Consider the following 25,866-nt stretch of genomic DNA (forward strand, 5'->3'; position numbering starts at 1 on the left):
TTTAGTGGAGTATTTCATATCTATCTTTTTAGGAATATAATAAAATTAGATAGATAGGCACTAATGAAAGGAAGTATATTCATGATTTTGATTCCATTACCTAGTTATGGTTTTGATCCGACAGAAGTAGCAGTTCCTTGGTTCTTTCTAATAAACAAAAAAGAAAAAATAGTTTTTGCGACGCCAGATGGAAATATAGCAAGAGGTGATCAACGTTTATTAACAGGAGATAGCTTTGGTTTATTAAAAAAAATGTTAATGACTGAATCAAAAATAATAGAAATATATGAGACGATGATAAAATCGATTGAGTTTCTCAATCCAATAAAATATAGTGAAATCAAGTGTGAAGAGTTTGAAGGACTTATTTTACCTGGTGGTCATGATCCCGGCATGAAAAGTTATTTAGAAAGTGAAGTATTGCAAAAAAAAGTAGCCTCTTTTTATAAGGTAAAAAAACCTATTGGTGCGATTTGCCATGGAGTTGTTCTTGCAGCAAGAAGTAAAACCAAAAATACTGGCAAATCTGTGTTGTATTCGTATAAGACAACGGCATTGTTAAAAAAGCAGGAAATGAGTGCTTATTACTTAACGTGTCTATGGCTAAAAAGCTATTATCGAACATATTCAACTTCGGTTCAAGAAGAAGTAATTTCCGTATTAAAGAATAAGCAGCAATTTTGTTCTGGGAAAATAACAACTAAAAGAGATAGTATTGATAATACAGATTGTTCATTTGTTGTAAAAGATCGGCATTATGTATCTGCACGGTGGCCGGGAGATGCTAATCTATTTATCCAAACCTTTTATCAGGTGCTTATTGATTGGCGAGAAAATGAAGCTATTAAAAATTAGAAAATACGATAACTATGAATGTTGTCGCAGGAGCAGGTTTTTGGTCTCCTGATTGTTAAAATTATTTATATAGACAAGAAAGAAGTTGACTAAAATAGTTAACTTCTTTTTTTATATTTTAAAAAAGAAGTGGTTATTAAATGCTCAAAAGGAAAGGGAACAACAGAGTGGTAAAAAGTCGTTTTGCTCATAAACAAGCAATCATTCTTTTTTAGTCAACCTCTACGGGAGATCAAGAAAATATATTGGTGAATGGTTGTTTTGACTTCAATAGAGGGGCTAAAAAAATAAGTATTATCCATTAAAATTAATAAATAAAAAGTATGAATAAATTAGTTTAAAAAAATAATCAAATTATAAAATATTGTTAGAATTATTGACTAAATATAGAAATGAAATATTTTTATTCAACTTGTTTTAAATTGAACTTGTTATTTAATTCAGGTATATAAAAAATAAGAGAAAAATTTGAGCATTTTCTTATCCTAAATTTTCAAAAATATGATAGTATGTCTCTAAAGTAATTTTTTTTCACAAAATCTGTTACTCGTTTTATTATTTTTATCTATATTTTTTTAAAAAGTCAGTAAACGCTTACTTTTAAATGGTTTTCAGTGTTCTTGTTTATTTTATAGTATGTGAAAAAATATGGCGATTTAATTTTCACATCTATCTAATATTGGTATTTAAATCTTTGTTTATACATATTTTTAAAACTTTTTAATGTTTTGTGTTGTTAAAATAAATTTATAGTCTTTTCATGAGACTAAAAACGTGATTATGATATTGTTTTTTTAAGTTATTCTATTGGAGAGCAAGAAAAGAAAAAATAAAATAGAAAAAGGAGATTTCTTATGAAAAATAAAAATATTCAAAGTCCAAAATATGATACAAAGTACCGAGGTAAGGGAAGATTAGTTAAGAAAAATAAGGTATTGATTAGTGTATTAACAACATCTGCATTTTTATTACCGGTATTTTCTGCATCAGCAGAATCAGTTAGTACTAGTGGAGGCAGATTAAACTCATTCCCCTCGATGAATTTTCTAGATAATAATAATTTATTAACTGGTGAAACGACTGAAGGTAATATGACTATTAAAGATAATATCAACAATCCGAATAATGCTCCGTTACTTTCAGATGATAAATATTATCCAATCAGAGTGTATAGCAATGCCTCAGGAACAGTGATGTATTCTATTGCAATTTCTAGAACAACAAAAGATTTAAAAGTACAAATATTTGAAAAAAAGGGTACTGAGTTTGAAGGTAAGGAATCTATAGTGATTCAGCCAGGAAAAGTGGGTGTTATTCGACAAAAAGAGTTCACTCTGAAAAAATCAGGCAATTTTTATGCGTTTTTCAGTAAAGATGGAGAGAAGTTACATATACCTTATAACTGGAATGCTGGATTAAATGGTAAGCCTTTCGATTATACGACACCTTGGGGAGAAAATGGGGCAAGAGATGTTAATGATGATTCAGGAATTTATATTCCTGGAGAAGTAAAAGTAACTGCTAATTTTAAAGATAGTTCTGGAAAGCGAATGACAGACGTTTCAGGTGCTGAAATTTCAGAGGAAGTTTACAGAATGTATAAAGGTCAAACGTATACTTATAATATTGATAATGTGCCTAAAATTCCAGGATACAAGGTGAAAGTACCTGATAATGTTTCGGGGACTCCGCATGAACAAAATGTAAATGAAGAAAAAGTTGTGTTTGTATACGAATTTGATAAAGAAGCACATAAACCTGAATTTAAACTTGTTTTAGAAGGTAGAAATGAAGTAAATGGAACAGGAATACCGGGTGATAAGATTGTTATTAAAGATAGTAAAGGTAATAAATTAGGTGAAGGCGTTGTGGATGCGAACAGTGAGTTCAAAATAGTAACATCCCGTCCATTAGTTAAAGATGAAATTTTAACAGCTACTCCTAACACAGGTAAAGAAGAAGGAACATCTAATACAGTTCCGGTTCAAGAAGATATTTATACAAAAGAACTTGAAAAAGTAGCAGCAGAAACTAAAAAAATAATCAACGATGATCCGTTATTAACAACAGAAGAAAAGAAAGAACAACAAAAAGCTGTTGATAAAATTTTAGAAAAGGAAAAGGAAAATCTTTCCAAAGCAATAACGGAAGAAGAGTTATCAGAAGTTGTGACTGAAGGTACAAAAAATATTGAACAGGAATATAAACAAGGAAAAACTTTAGATGAGCAACAAAAAGCAGCTAAAGAAACTCTTGATAAAGTAATCAAAGAGACCAAAGAGGCAATAGAAAACGATGGAACTTTAACGACAGCTGAAAAAGAAACACAGAGTAAAGCTGTTGATACAGCGGGTAAAACTGCAAAAGACGTTATTGATGCTACTAATACAGCCGATGATCTTAAAGTGGCACTTGAAACTGGAACAAGTAATGTAAAGGCTGAACATAAACCAGGTACGTCAGTAGAGGATCAAAAAAATCAAGCCAAAGAATCCCTTGATAAAGTAATTAAAGAAACGAAAAAAGCAATAGAAAATGATCCAACTTTAACGAATGTTGAAAAAGAAGCACAAAGTAAAGCTGTGGATGAAGCAGGTACATTAGCCAAAAAAGAACTGGAAGATGCAGCCAATGCAGAGGATCTTAAAACAGCACTTGAAACTGGAACAACTAATATTAAAGTAGAATATAAACCAGGTACGTCAGTAGAAGAACAAAAAAATCAAGCCAGAGCAACTCTTGATAAAGTGATAAAAGAAACGAAAGAAGCGATAGAAAACGATCCAACCTTAACGGCAGCTGAAAAAGAAACACAAAAGAATGCTGTGAATGAAACAGGAAAAGCAGCAAAAGAGACAATGGATAAGGCTAATGCAGCAGAAGATCTTAAAATAGCGACAGAATCAGGTACAACTGCAGTTATTAAAGAGCATGTTCCTGGTAGTGGTTTAAATGTTAGAAAAGAAACAGCCAAAGATTTAATTGATCAAGAAGTAGCCGCTACTAAAAAAGCGATAGAAAACGATCCAACATTAACTACATCGGAAAAAGAAAAACAAAGTGAAGCAGCTGTTAACGAAGGTGAAATAGCTAAAAAAGCGATTGACGTAGCGATTGATGCTGATGGAATTAACAATGAGACTGCTAAAGGGATTGAAACAGTTGCGAATCAACATAAATCTGGTGATGCTGTAGATATTAGAAAAGAAGACGCTAAAAAAGCAATTGATGAAGAAGCAAAAGTAATAAAAGAAAAAATTACAAACGATCCGACCTTAACAAAAGAAGAAAAAGAACGTCAAAGTGGTAAAGTCGATCAAGAAGCGACAACAGCTAAAAAAGCGATTGACACAGCTAAAACTGCAGATGGTGTGGATGAAGCCAAAGGCAAAGGAATTGAATTAATCGATAATCAGTACCAACCAGGAAATTCATTAGTTGCTCGTAAGGAAGATGCTAAAAAAGTAATCGATCAAGAAGCAAAAGTAATAAAGGAAAAAATCACAAGTGATCCAACCTTAACAAAAGAAGAAAAAGCACTTCAAAGTAGCAAGGTGGATGAAGAAGCGAAAACGGCTAAAACAGCAATAGATACAGCAACTACCGCGGATGGTGTAGATGAAGCAAAAGGTAAAGGGATTGAATTAATCGATAATCAATACCGACCAGGAAGTACATTAGATAGCCGTAAAGAATCTGCCAAAAAGGCAATTGAACAAGAAGCAATACTAACAAAAGAACAAATTATGAATGATCCAACCCTAACAGATGAAGAAAAAGCAGAACAAGCTGGTAAAGTCGATCAAGAAGCGAAAACGGCTAAAACAGCAATAGATACAGCTAAAACTGCAGATGGTGTGGATGAAGCAAAAGGTAAAGGAATTGAACTAATTGATAATCAATACCAACCAGGAAATTCATTAGTTGCTCGTAAGGAAGATGCTAAAAAAGTAATCGATCAAGAAGCAGCATTAATTAAAGATCGTATTAACAATGATCCAACGTTAACAAATGAAGAAAAAGTAGAACAAGCTGGTAGAGTGGATCAAGAAGCAGAACATGCTAAAGCAAATATTGATACAGCGACAGATGCAAGCGGAGTAGATAGTGCAAAGGGTAAGGGAATTGAACTAATTAATAATCAATATCAAACAGGTGACTCTTTGGTTAGCCGTAAAGAATCAGCAAAAGATGCTATTGATAGAGAAGCAACCTTTACTAAAGAGCAAATTAGTAACGATGCAACATTAACAGAAGCCGAAAAATTAAATCAAATTAACGGAGTCGATCAAGAAGCAACAACTGCTAAGGCAGCGATTGATGCGGCAACGAATGCAAGTGAAGTAGATAGCGCAAAAGGCAAGGGAATTGAGTTAATCGATAACCAATACCAACCTGGCATTTCAATAATTGATCGTCAAAATGCAGCCAAAGATGCGATTGATCAAGAAGCCAGCTCAACGAAAGAACGGATTACTAATGATCCAACCTTAACAGAGGAAGAAAAAATAGAACAAAGCAATCGAGTGGACCAAGCAGCAGAAACTGCTAAAATAGCCATTGATGCAGCAACAGACGCTAATGGTGTGGATGGTTCTAAGGGTCAAGGTGTGACAAATATTGATAATCAATACCAAACAAGTCAACCGCTAGAAGAGCGCAAAGAAGCAGCTAAAGTAAGAATTGATGAAGCAGCAAGTGATGCGAAAAATCGAATTACGAATGATCCAACTCTGACGGATGAAGAAAAAGCGATTCAAAGTGCGGGTGTTGATCAAGCTGCGGCAATCGCTAAATCAGAAATCGATGCAGCGACAGATGCAAGTGGCGTGGATAGAGAAAAAGGTCAAGGAATCACGAATATTGACAATAATTATCAGCCAGGAACTTCTTTAGATGGACGTAAAGAAACAGCAAAAGCAGGAATTGATCAAGCAGCTCAGGAAGCAAAAGAAAAAATTGCTAATGATCCAACTTTAACAGCAGAAGAGAAAGCAAATCAAAGCAATGGTGTGGCTGAAGCAGCGACAAAAGCCAAAGAAGCAATTGATGCAGCAACAGATGCAAGTGGCGTGGATAGAGAAAAAGGTCAAGGGATTACGAATATTGACAATAACTATCAACCAGGAAGTGGACTTGATACACGTAAAGATTTAGCTAAGTTTGATATCGATGAAGCGGCAAAAGCAACAAAAGAAAAAATTACGAATGATTCAACACTAACAACTGAAGAAAAAGCAAAACAAAGTAACGGTGTAGATGAAGCAGCGACAAAAGCCAAAGAAGCAATTGACGCAGCAACTGATGCAAATGGTGTAGACAGTGCGAAGGGTCAAGGAATCACAACGATTGACAATAACTATCAACCTGGTAACCCATTAGATTTACGTAAAGAAACTGCTAAGGCAGGTATTGATGCTGAGGCTAAAGCTATTAAAGAAAAAATCAACAATGATTCTACATTAACGAAAGAAGAAAAAGCAAAACAAAGTGCTGGTGTAGATGAAGCAGCAACAAAAGCTAAAGAAGCGATTGATACAGCAACCGATGCAAGTGGTGTAGACAGTGCGAAGGGTCAAGGCATCACAACTATCAATAAAGAGTATCAGCCAGGAAGTGCTTTAGATAGTAGGAAAGAAGATGCTAAAAAAGCAATCGATAACGAAGCAAAATTAATTAAAGAAAAGATTAATAATGATTCTACCCTAACAAAAGCAGAAAAAGAAAAACAAAGTAAAGGTGTAGATGAAGCAGCAACAGACGCTAAAAAAGCAATTGATGCGGCTAAAAATGCTGATGGTGTAGATAGTGCCAAAGGACAAGGCATTACGAATGTTGACAATAACTATCAACCAGGAAATCAGTTAGACGGTCGTAAAGAAGAAGCTAAGAAAGCAATTGATGAAGCAGCAAAGGCAACAAAAGAAAAAATTACGAATGATTCTACCTTAACAAAAGCTGAAAAAGAAAAACAAAGTAAAGGCGTAGATGAAGCAGCAACAGACGCTAAAAAAGCAATTGATGCGGCTAAGAATGCTGATGGCGTAGACAATGCGAAAGGTCAAGGAATTACAAGTATCGATAAGGAATATAAAACTGGTAATGTTTTAGACACACGTAAATCTGAGGCTAAAAAAGCAATAGACGAAGCTGAAAAAGCAACGAAAGCAGCAATTGCAAAAGATTCAACATTAACTGAAAAAGAAAAAGCAGCACAAACTAAAGCAGTCGAAACAGAAGCTAAGAAAGCTAAAGAAGCGATTGATGCAGCCAAAACTGCAGATGATGTAGATAGTGCTAAAGGGCAAGGAATCTCCGATATCACTAAGCAACATGAATCAGGAAAAGCTGTAGAATCACAAAAAGAAGCGGCTAAAAAAGCCTTGGACGAAGCAGCAAAGGCAACAAAAGAAGCAATTAGCAAGGATTCAAGTTTAACTGCAAAAGAAAAAGAAACACAAACAAAAGCAGTTGATAAAGCCTTAGAAGAAGCAGTGAAAGCAATTGATACAGCAAAAACTGTTGATGAAGTAAATAATGCAAAAGATAAGGGAACAAAAGAAATTGCTAAAAAACATGTCCCTGGTAAAAAATTAGAAACACAAAAAGAAGAAGCCAAAAAAGAAATTGAGAAAGTTGCAGAAAAAACGAGAGAAGCAATCAATAAAGATACAAGTTTAACTGCAAAAGAAAAAGCAGCGCAAATCAAAGCAGTTGATAAAGCCTTAGAAGAAGCAATAAAAGCGATTAGTGAGGCTAAAGATGCGGATGCGATTGAAAAAGTTAAAGTGGATGCTGTAGAATCTGTTGAAAATCAACATAAACCAGGCAAAAAAATACCTGGAAAAACTGGTGGTAACGGAATTAATGGAACTAATACCGGAGGAAAAGGAACATCTTCAGGTGGCGGTTATACATCAGGAACATCTGGCAATACAGGACGCTCTACTTTACCTAAGACAGGTAGCGAAGAAACTGGCTACTTGGCAGGATTGATTGGCTTTGCTCTATCAGGATTAGCGTTGTTAGGATTTAGAAAAAGACGTAACACTGAAGAAGAGTAAAAGCTGAGTAAAAGAAGATACATAGATTTAAAATTACTGGTTCTACTTAAATAACTATTGATACAGGGTGGACAAAAGTCATACAACCTTTGACTATTAAAAATATTTGTGTAAAAAACAGAGACTGATATTTCGATCAGCCTCTGTTTTTTTGTTGAGTGAAGGTCTATAAATAATTGTTTCAAATCAAACTAGAAATGATTTTTGCTGTTTCTACAGGTTGACTAATTGGAAAATGGTGCCCATAAGGTAAAATTTCTTTAATATCAAAGTTTTCAGGTTGTTTGTAACTGCTATCTTTTGAACCCCAGATACTCGGTATTAAGTTAATTTCTGGTTTATTAAAAATCATTTTATGTAGAATCTCATTTATAAGCAGATTTGTATTTAAAATCCTCGGAGAACTGAAGCTGTTTTTTACTTTTTCAAAATAAATTTCAGATAGTTTTTCTTCTTTTGAGAAAAATCCTTTTTTCATAAAATATTGTTTTAATTGTTGGGTACTAACTGATTTTAATAAGATTTTACTCAACCATCGGGGTGGATTTTTTTTAATTTTAAGAATGGGAGGTTGTAGTAAAACAAGTTGCTGACTACTTGATAAAATATCTCTTTGAAGACCTTCCAATAAAAGGGCAGCACCGAAAGAGTGACCAACAAAAGTTGCTTCGTTGTTAGTTTCTTGTTGAATCATTTGAATGATTTTTAGGTAAGGTTCAAGCACCTCTTTATTTGGTCGAAAAGGTGAGCGTCCAAACCCAGGTAAGTCAATTATCCAAATAGGACGATTAGTTTGCTTATTTAATTCACGTCCTAAAGGAAATAAATCTGAACCATCACTAAATAAACCGTGAATTAAAACAATAGGTTTTCCATTTCCTTCCAGTTGATAAAGGGTTGTTTGGTTAAGTGTTGTTCGAATGAAAGAATTGGTACCTATTTTTCCAAAAGTAAGTGTGTAATCAATATCAGCAACAACTAAAGCAAGTGAGTTATTAACAGATAATTCATCAATTAAGTGAAATGGAAAATCTTTTTTAACCTGTTGATTCTCAAACTCTCTATCAGTTATAAAATTTAGACTGGATTTAGAAACACCAGTAATCTGACTACCACCTAAAGACATAATAGCCTTTAGAAAAGGCATAGGTGCTATTATTTTCGGTATTTTCATATTCATCGATTGAGAAATAAGAGTCATTAATTGTGGTAAATTTAAATCTTCTTTTTTATCTTGTACTAGCGTGTAAGTAGCCGTTTTTTTAGGTTTGGAAAATAAAGCTCTCACTACAAAATTAACAAAGATATCGTTATGAATAACAGGTAATCGATAATTTTTTCCACCAGGAATAACAGGCAAAAGCCCTTGTCTAATAATCTTCATAAATAATCCGAACCCAGCTAGTTGCTCTGTTGCACCTGTGTGTTTTGTACCAATAACAGTGGGTGGGTTAATAACTGTCAATGGAAAATTTTCTTGTAAGGCAATTTGGCGAATCAAGATATCAGCTTGAAACTTCATTTGCTCATAGTAAGAATCATTGACTAATAAAGGGTGCATCTTATTAAAAACATCATAGTTCAACCAATCTTTTTGTTTATCATTAAAGGGACTCATGTAGCCGACAATATGAATTAGTTGTTGTAGTCCCCTTTTTTTATGAATTTCTGTAGCTAATTCAGAGACATGCTTCGCACCGTTTAGAAATGCTGTTTTAGCAGCATCTTTTGGGAGTGCTATATCCATTGGTCCTCCGCAGTGAATGATTGAATCACAAGAAAGAGCGATTTTTTTGTCATCACTATTTAAACCTAAGCTAGGTAAGGTTAAATCCCCAGTGATCAGCTGAATCTTTGAGTCATTAAGCATTTTTAGATAGTGAGCTTTTTCTTTATTTCTAACTAGTAATGTCAAATTAATATTTTTTTTAGCAAGCTGGGTAACAAGTTCACTACCAATAAATCCTGTGGCACCAATAATTAATACGTTCATAAGTTATTCTCCTTTTTAGTACCGTTCAGTACTAATTAGATTTAAAAAAATTACTCTTAAACGAGTAATTTAAATAATTGTTTAGCTGTTGTTGTGATAATCCGGTTGTCTTTTTGAATTTCTGCAAGAAATAGTGCGCCTTCTAAATTGGTAATAAATAGTTGAGAAATCTCTGCTGGGTTAAGACCTTGCTTGAATTCTTTTGTTTCAATCCCTTCTTGAATAAGGCGTTCGCAGACAAAAGTTAAATTCGCAAAAAATTGAGCGATTTTTTCTTTGACAATCGTTGTATTATTTGGTGCTTGAATGGCTAAGGTGATAAAAGGACAACCTCCTTGATAGTCCCGATTCTTTATACCTATAGAAAGATTGTCTAAAAATAGTAAGGTTCTTTTCTCTACAGAGAGATTAATTTGAGAGAGAGCTATCTCAAGGTTTCTTTGATATAATTCAATCCAAAAATCAATCACTGCAACTAAAAGTTCATCCTTATTAGAAAAATGATAGTACACATTTGATTTTGAAACATTACTAACGCGGACAATTTCATCCATACTCGTATAAACAAAACCTTTTTCAAAAAATAGTTTAGCGGCCGTTTCAACAACATGGTCTTTATTAATTTTTTTATGATTTGTCATACTAGAACTATATAGTACTAGTATGACAAATGCAATCTTTTTTTATTAATCTTAGAAGATTAATATAAAAAATGATTAAAATGAGATAGAATGAAGTAAATAGAAAATTATTGGAGGAGCAGAAATGAAAAAAATCACGAAAATAATTTCAGTAGCAATGCTATCAATCATTTTAGCATCTTGCAGCAATAATAAAAATTTTGACCAATCCATGCAAAAAACTAAAGAAGCTATTATCGAACAAAAGTTTGAACAAGCAGAAGGTTTTGTAGAGATGGCGTTAGAAAGCAAACCGAAAGATCCAACAGCTAAAAATTATCAAAGTCAAATTCAGTTTTACAATGAAGCGATGAGTTTTAAAGAGAAAAAGGAAACTAAAAATGCACTCGTAAAATTAGATAATGTGATCGAAATTAAAGATGGTTCAGAAAAATTGGTTGAGTATGCAAAAAAAGATAAAGAGGAGTTAGCGTCTCAAAAAGAAGAACCAGAAGAAACAGCTAAAAAAGAAGAAAAAAAAGAAACGAAGACTATTTGGAATGCGGATAAGAAAAATAAACTACGTGGTTTTATGGCAGATTTTAGCGTGACGATGGATCAAAGCTATAAAGAATACAATCAAACGAGTGATGTGGATCTTTATGGTGTAGGATTGCCTAGTGCACTTCTTAACGGAAATTGGACAATGGCAATCAATAATCAGCCAGTTCCATTGGAGTGGTCCGAAACGGGTGAAGGAGCTGCTACTTATCAATTAGTCGCCGTTTATTCAGATGCAGACACGCAGCCGTATTTAAAAAAACATGTCTACTTTTTCATTATAGAAAATGGCGTACCTAAAGTCTATGTGACCCAACAAAATCAAGGAAATGAAGAAAATTATCTACATTTTAAAGTAACTGAAAATAATGAGTTGAATAACGGATTTAGTAGAATTGTGAATGAAAAATAAATTCTAGAAATATTAATTTAAAAGCTGGCAAATCTTTACTCATAAGATTTGTCAGCTTTTTCTAAACACTCAATTTTAATTTTCAGATTTTTTAGAAATAAATTAGAAATGTTGGATAGTACGACATCTTTTTTCCAAATAAGATAAACAGGTGATGTCATTTTTGGAAATAATTCAATGAATTTGAGGTTCGTACCTGCTGTGTTGATAATACCATCAATGCAAAGGACGGCTATATTTCCAACGTCGCTTAATAACGAGGCATTGTATAGTAAGTTATAATGCCCTGTAATGTTTAAGTGATTCTTCTTATTACCAAACCAATTATAAAGTTGATGATTCATTAAAGATTGATTGGAGCTAAATAGCGGCACATTGAATAAGTCGTTAGCAGTAATATAAGATTTATTAGCTAAAGAATGGTTTTTATTAACTAGAATTCCCCAAGTATCTGAATAGGGAAGTTGAAGAGACTCATATTTGAGTTTTTCAACAGGATCAATGACTAAGGCAAAATCTAATAACCCTCGGTCTATTTTTTCGGAAATATCATCAAAATTTCCGCTATACAGCTGTGTGTTGATATCGGGATAGATTGCTAATAGTTCATCAACAACTTCGGCAATCAATTTAAAAAGAATGGTTTCTCCACCTCCAATAGAAAGAGTTCCACCAATAATATCATTAATTTTAAGATTTGATTCTGTTTGACTGACTAAGGAAAGGATCTCTTCACTTCTTTTCTTTAAGTAAACACCGCTCTCAGTTAGAGTAATATAGCGATTTCCGCGAATAAATAGGGTGACGCCTAATTCTGTTTCCAATTCATTTAATTGCTTACTCAAAGTGGGTTGTGATACATGTAAAACTTCGGCAGCTCGACTGATATTTTTTTCTCTGACAACAGTTAAAAAATAATTTAAAACACGTAATTCCAAAGTAACACTTCCTTTCTATATTTAAAAGTTATAGTTGGCTATTCAGTATAAGTATTAGTTATTATGATTCTAACAAGTTATAGTGAAAGTAACAAATAGTTGAAAGGGAAGATGAGAAAATGAATAAACAATTATTAAATAAAATTATTGATAAAAAAATTCTACCATTGTCAAAAGAATACGATGAGATTCACGCGATGAAAAAAAATAACGAGCAATTAGTTATGGAATTAAATAGTTGTTACCGAAATTCTAAAGAAGTTAATCAACTTGTAGGGCAAATCATTGACCAATCTATTGAGGATACTGTAAAAATTTCATTACCATTTTATACTGATTTTGGAAAGCACATAGAATTAGGCAAAAACATATTCATTAATCAAAACGTTACTTTTGTTGATTTAGGTGGAATTACAATTGAAGATGATGTTTTAATCGGTCCAATGAGTCGACTAGTTACTGTTAATCATTTGATAAAACCATCTGAAAGAAGAGGACTTCAAGTTAAGCCAATTCATATTAAAAAAAATGCTTGGCTAGGAGCTAATGTTACTATTCTTCCGGGAGTGACTGTTGGAGAGAACAGTATTGTTTCCGCTGATTCAACAGTGACTAAAAATGTACCTGATAATGTGATTGTTGCTGGGACACCTGCCAAAATTCTGAAAGTGATTAAAGAAGAATAAGAATAAGGGTTAACTTATTTTTTATCAAAAATTTTACTTGTTTTCACCTCCAAATAACGTATAGTAGAGAAAGAAGAAATGACTATCAAGAGATAAAGGAAGTGAGTAACATGCGTTTAAATAAATTTATCAGTGAAGCAGGCAAAGCCTCAAGACGAGGTGCGGATAAACTGATCGAAGAAGGCCGTGTAAAAGTTAATGGTAAAAAGGCAAAAGTCGGTAGCCAAGTTAATCCAGGAGATGACGTTGTTGTTGATGGTAATCAACTTTATGTTGCCCGAGATAATGTTTATATTGCCTTGAATAAACCAGTGGGAATTACAAGTACGACTGAAAAAGGTGTTAAAGGAAACATAGTCGATTTAGTTAATCACTCTACTCGAGTATTCCACATTGGGCGATTAGATAAAGATTCAGAAGGTCTGATTTTACTAACAAATGATGGCGATATCGTTAATGAGATTTTGCGTTCAGAGAACAAACATGAAAAAGAATATGTTGTGTCAGTCGATCGCCCTATCAATCCTGAGTTTATTAAAAGCATGTCAGAAGGCGTTAATATTTTGGGAACAAAGACATTGCCTTGTAAAGTAGAACAGTTGTCAAAATATGATTTCAATATTACTTTAACTCAAGGCTTAAATCGTCAAATTAGACGGATGTGTGAGGAACTTGGTTACCAAGTTTGTCGCCTACAAAGATTACGTATTATGAGTATCGAACTAGGAACATTGCCAATAGGACAATGGCGCTATTTATCTAAGAAGGAAAAAGCACGATTATTCAGAGAATTGGATTATGAAGAAAAAGAATGGTAGAAATAAATTAAGTGACCTTTTGAAAGTTGGATGAAATCTTACTTTCGGGAGGTTATTTATTTTGGATAAAAATCAGTGCTATAATAAAGGTAAATATATTTTTTGGAGGAACAAGATGAATGAGCTAGATAACATGTTTGATGATATTCGAATTGTTTATGAAAAAATGGCTTGGCTTAATGGTGAAAAAATGAAAAAAGCACTAAAAGGCTATTCAGCTTCAGAGGTTCATTGGCTAGAATTCATTGGAAATACACCAGATGTTAATGTAACTAAATTATCTGATAATTTTTTTATGACTCGTGGTGCAATGAGCAAAGCTACTAAAAAATTGATGACAAAAGGCGTGATTCGTAGTTTTAAAAAAGAATCAAACAAAAAAGAAATATACTTTGAATTAACAGAAGAAGGAAAAAAAATTTACGACATTCACAAGAAATTACATCAAGAATTTAAAGAACGTGATAAAGCTGTATTTGATACAATAAAACCAGAAATGTTAAAAGAGTTAAGCCTATTCTTAACCAAGTACGACCAGCATTTGACAGAAATGATTGATAAACAGGACTTGAAACAACAATGAATTATTTTAGAGCCTCGGCTCTTTTTTTGTTGACAAAGAAACAAAAAATCTATATTATTTTGTTGAACAAGAAACAAAAAGGAGAGTTTGAATGAATAATATTAATTTTAAACAGTCAAAATTTTTTCATCAATTAATTTTTGGTCTGATTGCTACTTTTTTATGTGGACTAGGTTTCAGCATTGTCATGCCTGTTACGCCATTTTTAGTAGAACCTTATGTGACTAGTGATAACCAACAAGCATTGGTTGTGACACTATTAATGTCAACTTATGCTGTATGTGTCTTTATTTCAGCACCGATTATCGGTTTTATGAGTGATCGATTTGGTAGAAGACCCGTATTGCTAATATCGTTACTAGGAGCAACTGTTGGTTTTTTGATATTTGGTATAGGTGGTTCATTAAAGATGTTATTTTTAGGTCGAATTATTGAAGGAATAACAGGAGGAAGTATTGCGACGATATTCGCCTATTTTGCAGATATTACACCGGAGAAAGATTGGACGAAATATTTCGGATGGATTAGTGCTATGGCAGGATTTGGAACTATCATGGGACCAACAATTGGTGGTATATTAACTAGATACGGTAATGCAACACCTCTATTCTTTGGAGCAGCTATCTCATTTACTAATTTTATTTTGGGCTACTTGATTATGGAAGAAACGCTCACAAAAGAAAAACAAGCAGAGAAAATAAATCTATTAAAATTAAACCCACTGAGTCAGATAAAAGAAATTTTAGCAGTCAGTGGTGTTCGAAGTATTTTAATCTTAGGTTTTCTATTGTGGTTACCAAATGGAGCTCTTCAATCGATTCTTTCTCAATTTTCAATTGATACGTTTCTGTTAGTACCTAGTCAGATTGGTTTAGTCTTTTCGATTATTGGTTTTCAAGATATATTATCTCAAGCTTTTATTATGCCAATACTCTTAAAGAAATATTCTGATCATCATATTATATCAATGGGGATTTTCTTTCAATTATTAGCCTATGTTTTTTTAACATGCTCTCAACTCTTCCTTAATTTTCCACTATTTATAATAGGAATATTGATTTTTGGCTTCGGTGAGTCAATTTTTAGTCCTGCTTTTAATGGTATGTTATCAAAATCAGTTTCCAATAAAGAACAAGGTAAAATCCAAGGTGCCAGTCAGTCAATACAGTCATTAGCTAGAGTCGTAGGTCCGATAGTAGGTGGACAATTATATATCCATTTGGGACATTACTCTCCTTCTGCAATGGGGATTGTATTTTCTTTAGGAGGTTTATTAATAGCCTTTAGAATAGTATTATCGAGCCGCAAAAGTTACTGATTTTTTCACATCTTTTTCTGATATTTAAGGGGTGATATTCCTTCAAATTTTTTAAAACTTCTAATGAAGTAACTTACATCTAAAAAGCCTAATGCTTCACTTATTTCAGTTATATTTTTATCAGAATTTTCTAGTAATTTTTTCGCCCATTCAATTTTTAAGCGAGGATAAAATTTGTTGAATGGCTCACTAAATTCTTTTTTTAATAAGCGACTTAAGTAACTAAGACTGATATGAAAGGTTTCTGACAATTCATTTAATGTGTACATATATTGCTTATTTTCAAAAAGTAAATCAATAATAGGTTGGAGTGTGTGATCTTTAGTCTGATAAGAGTTACCAGATAAATCACTAGAAAGTTTATTAATGATTAACTTATTATCAATGGATTTAACAAGGTATTCGTGATTTGCGACTTCAGTTAATAGATATTGACAAAGTTGGTTGATCATATTCGCTGATTTTTCTAATTCATTAATGGTTAAAGTAGGGATAGAGTTATAGTGATTTAGATAAAATGCAACATATTGATTTACATTATCAATGCTTAATAATTGTTCTAATGTTTCTTTCTCATCGGTAATTTTTATTTGTCCAGCCATAATAGCACCTAGATACTGATCATCCATGATGATAGGGATGGCCATATCAACTAGATTAAAATGACAGCGATAGACGAATGGTTCTCCTTGTCTCACAGCTTCCAAAGCACCTCTGGCATCACATTTCTCACAATATTTTGCTAGCTTAGGATTAGAACGAACATTTGAGCAAAATTTTTGAATATTACTATGCTTGCCAATCGGATGCCCTTTATAGTCGACTAATATAATGGCTAATTTAGTTACTTCTGCAATAGTATCTTGTAATTTTTCCCATTCTTTCATGTTAAGAATATCTTCTATTTTTAAATTCAAAATTTCTCCTCCTTTTTCACAAAAAGCAAATAAAGACTATTTTACAAATGAGTACTACCTTAATGTGAAATATATCACGATTAATATCTAATGTAAATAGTTGAGAAAAGTTTTATACTGTAAATAGAAGTAATTGATCAATAAAAAGTAAAGGATGATAGATAATGAAAGAAAATTATGATTTTATGATGCCAAGTGTTAACTTTTTTGGTCCTGGTGTGATTGAAAAAATAGGTGATCGTGCAGAAATGCTTAATATGAAAAAAGTGCTAATTGTAACAGATAATTTTTTAAAAAATATGGTAGATGGTCCTGTTAAACAGACAGAAACAAGTTTAAAAAATGCTGGTGTTGATTATGTCATTTTTGATGAAGTAGAACCAAATCCCAAATTGCGTAATGTAAAATCTGGTGTCTCTTTCTATAATGACAATCATTGTGATAGTATTATTTCAGTTGGTGGTGGATCGGCCCATGATTGTGCTAAGGGAATTGGGATTGCGTTAACTAATGGAGGAGATATCACTAAATTAGCAGGTATTGAAACACTTAGTAATCCATTACCACCGCTTATGGCAGTTAATACGACAGCTGGAACAGCTTCCGAAATAACACGTCATGCTGTGTTAACTAATGAAGATACACATTTAAAATTTGTGGTTGTATCATGGCGTAATGTGCCACTTGTTTCTTTCAATGATCCATTGTTAATGCTTGAAGTACCAACTAAACTAACTGCAGCTACTGGGATGGATGCTTTGTGTCACTGTGTGGAGTCTTATGTTTCTGAAAATAGCAATCCAATTACAGATGCTCAAGCTATTCAAGGGATAAAACTAATTAATGAAAATTTACGCCGTGCAGTTGCTAATGGTCATGATATTGAAGCTAGAACTAATATGGCCTATGCATCATTATTAGCAGGTATGGCTTTTAATAATGCTGATTTAGGTTATGTTCATGCGATGGCTCATCAACTTGGTGGACAATACGATGCGCCTCATGGTGTATGTTGTGCTGTTTTAATGCCGACTGTTGAGAGATGGAATATGATTTCTAATCCAGAACGCTTTAAAGATATTGCTGTATTATTAGGTGAAAACGTAGATGGTTTATCAAAAATGGAAGCTGCTGAAAGAGGCATTAAAGCTCTAGAGAGAATTTCGGAAGATGTCGGTATTCCAACAAATATTAAATCAATTGGTGCTAAAGAAGAAGATTTTGAATTAATGGCAGAAAATGCTTTAAAAGATGGTAATGCTTTTTCAAATCCACGTAAAGGAAATAAAGAAGACATTATCGAGTTATTTAGACAAGCTTATGAAGCGTAGTTACACATAATACTTAAACCTAAAGGGGCTGACTACAACTGTCAGTCTCTTTTTTATTTATATTGATAATTTTTAATAGTCTGCGATTAAAAAGAGTGATTGTCCACTTTTTCTTTTACAAATTTATATGTTAATATATGTATAAAAAATTATGACTATTTTGTTAGGAGTAAATAATGAATATCGAAAATTTGAAACAGCATATGTCAGGCTATCCAGAAATATTTGATGTTGATTTTTCAGGTATAAATGTTTTACAAATTCAAAAAAATAAAAATAAATCTTATTATCATTTTGCAACTTACTTTACAGTAATTCATATCTTTTCGGGAAACAGTAGTGTGATATTAAACGACGAATCTCACGAGTTAAAAGAAGGTGGGATTTTTTTAGTTAACCTTGATATACCATTTGAAATAATTAATAAAGATCAAGCGCTCATCAGTTTATTATTGATTCCTCAAAAATATCTAATTGAAAGAATAATTGAAAAAGTAAATGATAAAAGTCAATTATTAGAACATTTTAAAAATAAGGAAGAAACAAATTATCTAAGTTTTAATACGACTTTAATGGAAGATCCTTCCTATATTATTGATCGTATTTTATGTGAATATTATGATAATTGGAGATTATCTGATGTGCTAGTTGAATCATTATTGATATCTTTAGTCGTTGAGTTAGAACGATTTTACAATCAAAAAATCTTACACAAAAAAGCATTAACATCTGTTCAAAGTTTTATGGCATATATTAAGAGAAATTACAGAGATCATTCTTTGGAACAAATGGCAGATTTTTTTAATTACCATCCTAATTATTTATCTGCTCGATTAAAGCAAGAAACAGGACAAAGTTATTTAGAACTGATACAAGCTCAAAGGCTGAAAGTTGCCAAGGGTCTATTAGAAAATTCTAATCTTTCGGTTGAACAAATTTCCTATGAATGTGGCTATAGCTCAAGTTCTTTTTTTTATAAGAAATTCAAGAAATTTTTTAATGTTACACCAGTAGAATTTAAAAAATCTTTGAAATGAGCAGTATAATAGTTGGAAATATCCTTACTTAATGAAACACCTATTGATATAGTTTATTGTGAAAAACTTATCAATAAGAGTTTTTTTATGAGGGAGGATAATATGAAAAAGAAAAAAATAGTAATAGGGTTAGTAGCATTAATTTTATTAGGTGGTTGCCAATCTAATAAAAATAGTGATTTTAAGGCAGGAACATACACAGGAACAGGATCAGGTAAAAATGGAGATGTAAAGGTAGAAGTAAAATTATCTGATAAAAAAATCGAAAGTGTCAAAGTAAAAGAACATTCTGAGACAGCTGATATTGTAGCGCCAGCTGTTGAAAAAATACCAAAAGAAATTGTTAATAAGCAAAGTGTAGATGTGGATGTTGTCTCAGGCGCGACTTTAATTTCCGATGCTATAATAGATGGTGCAACTGAGGCTTTAAAGTCAGCTGATGTCAATGTTGAAGAACTAGCCAAAAATGCTGAAAAAAACGTAAAAAAAGTGGCTGATCAAGAAATAGAGGCTGATATTGTCGTTGTTGGTGCAGGAGCAGCAGGCTCAGCAGCTGCAATGTCGGCCCTTCAAAATGGTTCCAGTGTTGCTTTATTAGAAAAAACAGCTAAACCGATGGGGGCAGGTACCTTAGCAGGTGGGATGTTTGCGGCTGATAGTAAGCAACAAAAAGAAAGTAATCAAACGGTTGATAAAAAATGGTTATATGATCAATACATGGAAGCTTCACAAGGTAGCATGAACTCTATTTTAGTGAGAAAAATTATTGATGAATCTGGTTCGACAGTAGATTGGCTGAATGAAAATGGTGTTAAATTAAAGTTAGCAGATGCTGGAACAGGTGGCGGTTATGAGCATATTGGTCATCCCGCAACACTTCATGGCTACCAAGAAGGTGGGAGTAAAGCGATAACTAATTTAGTTAGTAACTTTGAAAAAGCAGGAGGAAAAGTTTATTTTAATTCACCAGTAAATCAATTAATTCTTGATAAAAGTGGTAAAGTAACAGGGGTTAAATCAAAACAAGAAGATGGCAGTACACTCAGAGTCAATGCTAAGTCTGTTATTATTGCAACAGGTGGTTTTGGTGGTAATGAAGATATGTTAAATGAATACATTGGAACCCCTAATACGAAAGGTGAAATTGAGCAAAATAAAGGTGAAGGGATTCAAATGGCTTGGGCAGCTGGAGCTGGAAAAAGTGGGACAGATGTTACTCAATATTTCTGGGAAAAATTTGATCCCAATGCTGTAGCTGAGATACCAAAAGAAGTTGGTGAAGAATGGAATGCGTTAACGACTTTTTCTAAATACCCAAATTTGCGAGTTAATATAGATGGAAAACGATTTAGTGATGAAACTAAAGCAACACTTTATTCTGTTCATGGTGCAGAAATAGCAGCGCAGCCACAACAATCAGAGTACGTTGTGGTAGATTCAGCTATGTTAAACAAGATAAAAAAATCAGGAACACAAGCCATTGAATCGCAGTTTGGAAAATGGAAAGGTGATCGTCAGTATTTTATGGAATTTAATGAACCTAATGATACAGACGAATTTTTAAAAGAAGAAGAAACACCTTATGATTTTGCGAAATTACTAGATTCAATGGTTTCAACGCCAATGGTATTTAAAGGTGAAACGGTGGATGAATTAGCAAAATCAATGAAGGTTGACTCTAAAGTATTAAATCAATCAGTAAATCAGTACAATGAAGCGATAAAATCTGGTAAAGATACCCAATATTTTGCAGACACGAAACGTCTCATTAAAGTAGAAGAAGGTCCTTACTATGCCATTAAATTTGTAGCAAGAAATTTAGGAACTTTAGGTGGCGTTAGAATTGATGAAAATATTCAAGCTTTGACGGATAGCGGAGAGAAAATACCTAACCTGTATATTGCAGGGGCAGATGCTGGAGGCATGTATGGTAAAGTCTATGTAAATTTTGAAGGAGCTACGCTAGGATTTGCTTACACATCGGGTAGATTAGCAGGTATTAATGCGAGTAATGAAATTAAGTAAAAATAATAGCTATATGCAGACTGTGTATAAAAAACTATAAATAATGTTGTTGTTAATTTTAATGTCTTCGTTTTTATAATTCTTTATTTTTATATGAAGATTACTAGTACATATTCAAAACATAAAATTTTGGAACAAAGTTAAATAGGAGTATAATTACTATAGAATTTTTAAAAAGGAGAAATCAGTCATGTTTGTAAGCAAAAAAAAATATCGTAGTTTAGAGATGATGAGAGAAAAAGAAAAATCAGATTATTTAGGAATAATGGGCGAGATGAGGCAAGAAGCAAAAAAAGAGAGAGCTTCGCTGGAGGAATCTCTAGTTGGTAAAGATTTATTGATTGAATTGAACGAAGTCTTGGATAAAAAAAATTATAGTATTTTAGGAATTGAAATCAACGAATTTAGTGTTCCAGTAGTTGTCGCTTCAACAAGAAGTATGGAACCAAATGAGCTTATTCTTTATAGCCTAAGGAATAATAAATATCAAGGCGAAAATATGCAACCAAAAGTCGTTGTATCATCTAACCAAGAAAATCAAAAGCTAATAATTGAAGATATTTTTTCTATGGAGGATGAAGATAAAAGCGGTAACGGCTCTATTCTTTTAACTTATCTAATTAAAGAAGCTAGAAGATGGGGGTTTAGTAATATTGTTGGAAAGTTAGCACCAAGTGATTCGACTGAATTAAAAAAATTAGAGAATTTTTATAGTAAAAATAATTTTGAAGTCATTTATGATAAAGAAAATAAAGTTCTAGATGTCAAAATAGAAATATAATAAAAATGTGGTATCTAATAGTAGAATAACCTATACTTGAAGGGAATAAAACCTGAATAGTTTAGGTTTTTTTGTAACTGATAACTAAAAAATATAATTAATATTAAAAAGGAAGATTATAGTGATCCTAACAAAAGAAAAAATAGTGAAAACTTTAGAAGAGATTGGTGTGGTAAAAGGAGATCTAATCATTGTTCACACCTCTTTAAGCAGTTTTGGAAGAGTTGTCTCAGGAGGAGCACAAACTATTATAGAAAGTTTATTAGAAGCGATAGGATCTGAAGGAACAATCGTTATGCCTACTCAAAGTTGGAAAAATTTAGATCCAGAAACGGGAGTTCATGGGGAAGTGTCTAAAGAAGATGCTGAAGTGATTCGTCAAACTTGGCCTGCTTATAACAAAAATATTACTCCAACAAATACGATGGGGAGCGTAGCTGAGATGTTTAGACTATATCCTGGTTCACATCGAAGCGATCATCCGGCAAGATCATTTGCAGCTAATGGGAAACTAGCTGAGTACATCATAAGTAATCATGATTTATCAGATATTTTTGGCGCGACATCACCTCTAAATAAACTATATAATAAGCAAGCTAAAATCTTATTAATAGGTGTTGATTACGATAAGAACACATCAATACATTTAGCTGATGAATTAGCTGATTATCCATCAAAACATACCGAAACTCACTTTAGCTCGATATTGGAAAATGGAAAACGAGTTTGGAAGAAGTATGAGACATTGTATGTTGACGGTGAAGACTTTGGAAAAATAGGTGAAGAATTTGAAATAAAATATCCAGTTAATAGTATGAAACTAGGAGAATCTACACTGAGACTAATGTCGCAAAGAAATTTAGTTGATTTTTCAGTTGAATGGATTGAGGCAAATAGAGGATAGATATATTTTATTTTTTTGTAAGTAGGATGGAAAATATTATTTTTTGTTTAATAAATTGATTTCATATCTGTAGCTGATTTTTTATTAATTTTATAAATAATCAGAGATCTTAATATTATCTAGTAATATTAGAACTGATGTACCTGTTAAAAATTATGAAGAATGTGAAAGCATAATCAATCCAGTACTTTCTACAGCAGTCGCTCACTATAAATTAGGCGGGAAGAGAAAGAGCATATAAACTAAATAAGAAAGAGCGACTGACAATTGAGTAATCGCTCTTTCTTATTAATTTTTCTATTCTTTAATTTTGGGATGAATTGTTCGGTAACTTTGAATCAATGCTTGAGATACTAGTAATCTTCTTGGATAAACTAAATAACGTGGTTGCCAATTTGGTTTAAATTTATTTTTATAATTTCTTAAACCTTTAAAGGAATAAAGGCTAGAAGAGTTATGATAGATACTTGTTGTTACCGTACTTAGTAAACTGTTTGATCTTTCAAATGTACTAGATAGTGGCGCCATACCTAAGTTAAAGATAGTATACTCCTGCTCCTTTGCCCAAAGAATGAGATTTAGATAAAGTAAATCCATCATTTGAATCGTATTATGCTCTTTCCATCTAATCAAGTCGACAGAAATTTTACCTTCTATGTAGGCAGGCATCATTGAAGCAAAGGCAATAATGTGCCCATTTTTATCACGGATAGTTGCTACATTTTGTTTCATTAAATACTCGGAATTAAAATTTCCAAGTGAAAAACTCATTTCCTTACGATCACCTAACCACTCATCAGATACTGGTTTTAACTCATTAATTAGATCAGTAGAAGCTTTTTCAATTTGGAAAGATAGCTCTTCTTGTTCTTGTTTATTCAGAAGTTGTCTAAAGACCTTTCCTTTATTACCAGAAGTTTTAAACCAAGTTACATCCATTTCTCCTTCCTCACCTAAATTAAATAGTGTGTAATTTAACTCGGTGTAGATATGGATATTGTCTGTGGTTGTTTGGTAAAAGATAATTTCTTTACCAATACTTGCCGCGTACTCATGGATGTCTTTAACAAATGGGAAAAAATTTTCTTTATTTCCAATAGGATCACCTAATACTAAGATGTAGTAGGCTTTTTCTTGATAGATAATACTTGTTCCTAGATCTTTATTAATCAAGAGATTGTTAGAAGATAAGAAGCCGAGATTAGCTAAGTTACTACCTTGATAAGTCTCTAAAATATTTTCAAAATCTGATATATCGTTACTCATAAACTCATTTTTAGCTTGTAAATCAAAAGTATATTTATGTCGTAAACGATAACGGTTGAAAAAGATATAACCTAACCAAAGAATAGTCGTAATAAAAATACAAGAGTAGATACTTTTCATAATATTCAATTCAAAGTACTCAGCATTAAAAGCAATTAAATCTGAAATATAGAATAGGAGAATCAAAGAAAGAACCCACAATAATCGCTCTCTTTTATATCTAATAGCAATAGTTAAAGGGAAATTTCTTTTAGCAATAAATAAAACACATAGTAAGACTACTGAAAAGATAATGCCTTCAAAAAACATGGATTGATTTAATAAGATTAACTGGCAAGTTAATATAATCAGTAATTGTATAAAGGTGTTAGTATAAGCTTCTTTTGAACCAAAAGCTAAACCAACAAAATTGGGAATAATTAAGACGGTTGTTACCATATAAAGAACCCCAATAAATATAAAGAATATATTAGCTTTTAATTGTGAAAGCATAACCAAACTAAAGAGAGTATCTTGTAGGAAGAATAAAGTACCGAAAGAAATCAAACAAATAATGACCCATCTAATCATAGTTTGAACTCTTTTTTTAGTAATATCGACAAAAATAGTGCCAAATTCTCTAGAGAAGATAACAAAGTTATTATCTGAATTGATTTTATCTTTAACAAGAAGCTGTAATTCACTGATAGATAATATCAAACCAAGGAAAAAAGGTAAAATATAGTAAGCTAGACGATAAAAAACAAGTGCCAAAAGGACCGGGCCTTCTTTAATATCAAACTGATGAGTCATACCTAATAAGAAAATAACATCGAAAGCGCCTAAGCCCCCAGGAACCATACTGATTAACCCAGCAATAGTCGCAATGATAAAGACGCTTTCCATTTCCCAGAAGCTAACATGAACACCAACAAATTTTAAAGATAAGTGCATGACCACTCCAACAAACAGATAGTCCATAACAGAAACTAATGTATACTTTAAGCTTAGTAGACGATCATTTTTGACTGGTGGTTTGATAAGAGTAACGATTAGAAAGATAGGTAGTAAAGCGGCCAAAACAAATAACCCAATTTTTAAGAATGGTTTTTGATCTAATAAAAAAGAAGCAGAGAAAACATTACTAACGACAAGGATGGATAAAACACCAATTCCAGTTATCATAGAAAGTAAAAGTAGGGAAATACTCTTTTTTAAATTATTTTTCTCTTTCTCTGTGGAAGTATAATTTTGAAAATAGTTATACCTAATAGTAGAACCTATAATACCTCCAAATCCAATGAGTGTATTGAGAGAGTTAATAATCCAACTCATTTTAATTGTTTTTAGTAGAGGAACTTTTAATTTTTGAGACTTAACAAGAACTAAATCATATAGACTAAGAATCCAAATACCTAATAAACTAACGAGTATTAAAATCATGATAGATGAAATAGACCTGTTTTGAATAATGTGATAAACATCTTTAAAATTAATAGAAGCAAGTTCAGTTTTTAATTTCCAAAACGAAATTAGAAAAATCGAAAAGGCGATAAAAAACTTGATAAATTTTTTCATTCATAACATCTCCTTTGTATTTTTTGTTTATACACTAATAATAACAGTCTAATAATTCCAGGTAAATAAAAATCAATTTATTTAACTAGTGTTAAAAAATAACGTGTTATATGTATTAAATGAGAGTTTTATAAGAAAATATAAGTAATAAATTTTTTTATTTGAAAAAAATAAAGCAATCATGTTAAAATTCGACTTTG

At 32.2% G+C, this 25,866-nt stretch carries 17 protein-coding genes; 12 read left to right on the top strand and 5 right to left on the bottom strand.

Annotated features, from left to right (window positions below):
- Positions 1–81: 81 nt before the first annotated feature.
- A complete protein-coding gene (locus tag FM121_RS08655) occupies positions 82–855 on the top strand; it encodes a type 1 glutamine amidotransferase domain-containing protein (protein ID WP_086951770.1) in 774 nt (257 codons plus the stop codon).
- Between the two features lie 854 nt (positions 856–1,709).
- Positions 1,710–7,919: a DUF1542 domain-containing protein gene (locus FM121_RS14360; protein ID WP_143597074.1), complete on the top strand. Its 6,210-nt coding sequence runs from the start codon at positions 1,710–1,712 to the stop codon at positions 7,917–7,919.
- 181 nt (positions 7,920–8,100) lie between these two features.
- Here the strand turns inward: FM121_RS14360 and FM121_RS08715 are convergent, their stop codons facing one another.
- Positions 8,101–9,912, bottom strand: coding sequence for an alpha/beta fold hydrolase (locus FM121_RS08715; protein ID WP_086951771.1), 1,812 nt, complete (start codon positions 9,910–9,912; stop codon positions 8,101–8,103).
- A gap of 56 nt (positions 9,913–9,968) precedes the next feature.
- Positions 9,969–10,553 carry a TetR/AcrR family transcriptional regulator gene (locus tag FM121_RS08720; protein WP_086951772.1) on the bottom strand — a complete coding sequence of 195 codons (585 nt, stop codon included), beginning with the start codon at positions 10,551–10,553 and terminating at the stop codon, positions 9,969–9,971.
- A 124-nt stretch (positions 10,554–10,677) separates the two neighbouring features.
- Here FM121_RS08720 and FM121_RS08725 point away from each other — a divergent pair, with 124 nt between their 5' ends.
- Positions 10,678–11,505 (top strand): DUF4767 domain-containing protein, encoded by an 828-nt coding sequence (locus tag FM121_RS08725; protein ID WP_086951773.1) that lies wholly within the window; start codon positions 10,678–10,680, stop codon positions 11,503–11,505.
- 35 nt (positions 11,506–11,540) lie between these two features.
- On the opposite strand, the gene FM121_RS08730 is transcribed toward FM121_RS08725, so the two are convergent.
- A complete protein-coding gene (locus FM121_RS08730; protein WP_086951774.1) occupies positions 11,541–12,443 on the bottom strand; it encodes a LysR family transcriptional regulator in 903 nt (300 codons plus the stop codon).
- Positions 12,444–12,562: 119 nt separating this feature from the next.
- Between FM121_RS08730 and FM121_RS08735 the strand changes: the two genes are divergently transcribed.
- The 4 genes from FM121_RS08735 to FM121_RS08750 all read left to right on the top strand — a co-directional run bounded on the left by FM121_RS08735 (position 12,563) and on the right by FM121_RS08750 (position 15,848).
- Positions 12,563–13,129, top strand: a complete 567-nt coding sequence (locus FM121_RS08735) for a DapH/DapD/GlmU-related protein (RefSeq protein WP_086951775.1) — start codon at positions 12,563–12,565, stop codon at positions 13,127–13,129.
- Between the two features lie 110 nt (positions 13,130–13,239).
- On the top strand, positions 13,240–13,947 hold the full coding sequence (rluF, locus tag FM121_RS08740; protein ID WP_086951776.1) for a 23S rRNA pseudouridine(2604) synthase RluF: 708 nt from the start codon (positions 13,240–13,242) through the stop codon (positions 13,945–13,947).
- A 115-nt stretch (positions 13,948–14,062) separates the two neighbouring features.
- Positions 14,063–14,530: a MarR family transcriptional regulator gene (locus FM121_RS08745; RefSeq protein ID WP_086951777.1), complete on the top strand. Its 468-nt coding sequence runs from the start codon at positions 14,063–14,065 to the stop codon at positions 14,528–14,530.
- A gap of 91 nt (positions 14,531–14,621) precedes the next feature.
- The gene (locus tag FM121_RS08750; protein ID WP_086951778.1) at positions 14,622–15,848 is read left to right on the top strand and encodes an MFS transporter; all 1,227 of its coding nucleotides are present in this window, start codon (positions 14,622–14,624) and stop codon (positions 15,846–15,848) included.
- A gap of 5 nt (positions 15,849–15,853) precedes the next feature.
- On the opposite strand, the gene FM121_RS08755 is transcribed toward FM121_RS08750, so the two are convergent.
- Complete coding sequence (locus FM121_RS08755) at positions 15,854–16,765, bottom strand: PocR ligand-binding domain-containing protein (protein WP_086951779.1); 912 nt, start codon at positions 16,763–16,765, stop codon at positions 15,854–15,856.
- Between the two features lie 164 nt (positions 16,766–16,929).
- Here FM121_RS08755 and FM121_RS08760 point away from each other — a divergent pair, with 164 nt between their 5' ends.
- From FM121_RS08760 to FM121_RS08780, 5 genes are all read left to right on the top strand, one after another.
- Positions 16,930–18,096 carry an iron-containing alcohol dehydrogenase gene (locus FM121_RS08760; protein ID WP_086951780.1) on the top strand — a complete coding sequence of 389 codons (1,167 nt, stop codon included), beginning with the start codon at positions 16,930–16,932 and terminating at the stop codon, positions 18,094–18,096.
- Between the two features lie 176 nt (positions 18,097–18,272).
- Entirely contained in the window at positions 18,273–19,133 is an 861-nt protein-coding gene (locus FM121_RS08765) for an AraC family transcriptional regulator (RefSeq protein ID WP_086951781.1), read from the top strand.
- A 102-nt stretch (positions 19,134–19,235) separates the two neighbouring features.
- The gene (locus FM121_RS08770; protein WP_179203834.1) at positions 19,236–21,158 is read left to right on the top strand and encodes an FAD-dependent oxidoreductase; all 1,923 of its coding nucleotides are present in this window, start codon (positions 19,236–19,238) and stop codon (positions 21,156–21,158) included.
- A 190-nt stretch (positions 21,159–21,348) separates the two neighbouring features.
- Entirely contained in the window at positions 21,349–21,939 is a 591-nt protein-coding gene (locus tag FM121_RS08775) for a hypothetical protein (RefSeq protein ID WP_086951783.1), read from the top strand.
- 121 nt (positions 21,940–22,060) lie between these two features.
- Entirely contained in the window at positions 22,061–22,843 is a 783-nt protein-coding gene (locus FM121_RS08780; protein WP_256958435.1) for an aminoglycoside N(3)-acetyltransferase, read from the top strand.
- Between the two features lie 297 nt (positions 22,844–23,140).
- Here FM121_RS08780 and FM121_RS08785 read toward each other — a convergent pair whose 3' ends face one another.
- The gene (locus tag FM121_RS08785; RefSeq protein ID WP_086951785.1) at positions 23,141–25,666 is read right to left on the bottom strand and encodes a phosphatidylglycerol lysyltransferase domain-containing protein; all 2,526 of its coding nucleotides are present in this window, start codon (positions 25,664–25,666) and stop codon (positions 23,141–23,143) included.
- Positions 25,667–25,866: the final 200 nt, after the last annotated feature.

Origin of the sequence: Vagococcus fluvialis bH819, assembly GCF_900163795.1 — a bacterium.
Classification (GTDB): domain Bacteria; phylum Bacillota; class Bacilli; order Lactobacillales; family Vagococcaceae; genus Vagococcus; species Vagococcus fluvialis_A.

Coding starts and splice junctions, on each gene's coding strand:
- FM121_RS08720 (WP_086951772.1), bottom strand. CDS start 10,553: ATGACAAATCATAAAAAAATTAATAAAGACCATGTTGTTGAAACGGCC.
- FM121_RS08735 (WP_086951775.1), top strand. CDS start 12,563: ATGAATAAACAATTATTAAATAAAATTATTGATAAAAAAATTCTACCA.
- FM121_RS08655 (WP_086951770.1), top strand. CDS start 82: ATGATTTTGATTCCATTACCTAGTTATGGTTTTGATCCGACAGAAGTA.
- FM121_RS14360 (WP_143597074.1), top strand. CDS start 1,710: ATGAAAAATAAAAATATTCAAAGTCCAAAATATGATACAAAGTACCGA.
- FM121_RS08725 (WP_086951773.1), top strand. CDS start 10,678: ATGAAAAAAATCACGAAAATAATTTCAGTAGCAATGCTATCAATCATT.
- FM121_RS08775 (WP_086951783.1), top strand. CDS start 21,349: ATGTTTGTAAGCAAAAAAAAATATCGTAGTTTAGAGATGATGAGAGAA.
- FM121_RS08750 (WP_086951778.1), top strand. CDS start 14,622: ATGAATAATATTAATTTTAAACAGTCAAAATTTTTTCATCAATTAATT.
- FM121_RS08765 (WP_086951781.1), top strand. CDS start 18,273: ATGAATATCGAAAATTTGAAACAGCATATGTCAGGCTATCCAGAAATA.
- rluF (WP_086951776.1), top strand. CDS start 13,240: ATGCGTTTAAATAAATTTATCAGTGAAGCAGGCAAAGCCTCAAGACGA.
- FM121_RS08785 (WP_086951785.1), bottom strand. CDS start 25,666: ATGAAAAAATTTATCAAGTTTTTTATCGCCTTTTCGATTTTTCTAATT.
- FM121_RS08745 (WP_086951777.1), top strand. CDS start 14,063: ATGAATGAGCTAGATAACATGTTTGATGATATTCGAATTGTTTATGAA.
- FM121_RS08760 (WP_086951780.1), top strand. CDS start 16,930: ATGAAAGAAAATTATGATTTTATGATGCCAAGTGTTAACTTTTTTGGT.
- FM121_RS08770 (WP_179203834.1), top strand. CDS start 19,236: ATGAAAAAGAAAAAAATAGTAATAGGGTTAGTAGCATTAATTTTATTA.
- FM121_RS08715 (WP_086951771.1), bottom strand. CDS start 9,912: ATGAACGTATTAATTATTGGTGCCACAGGATTTATTGGTAGTGAACTT.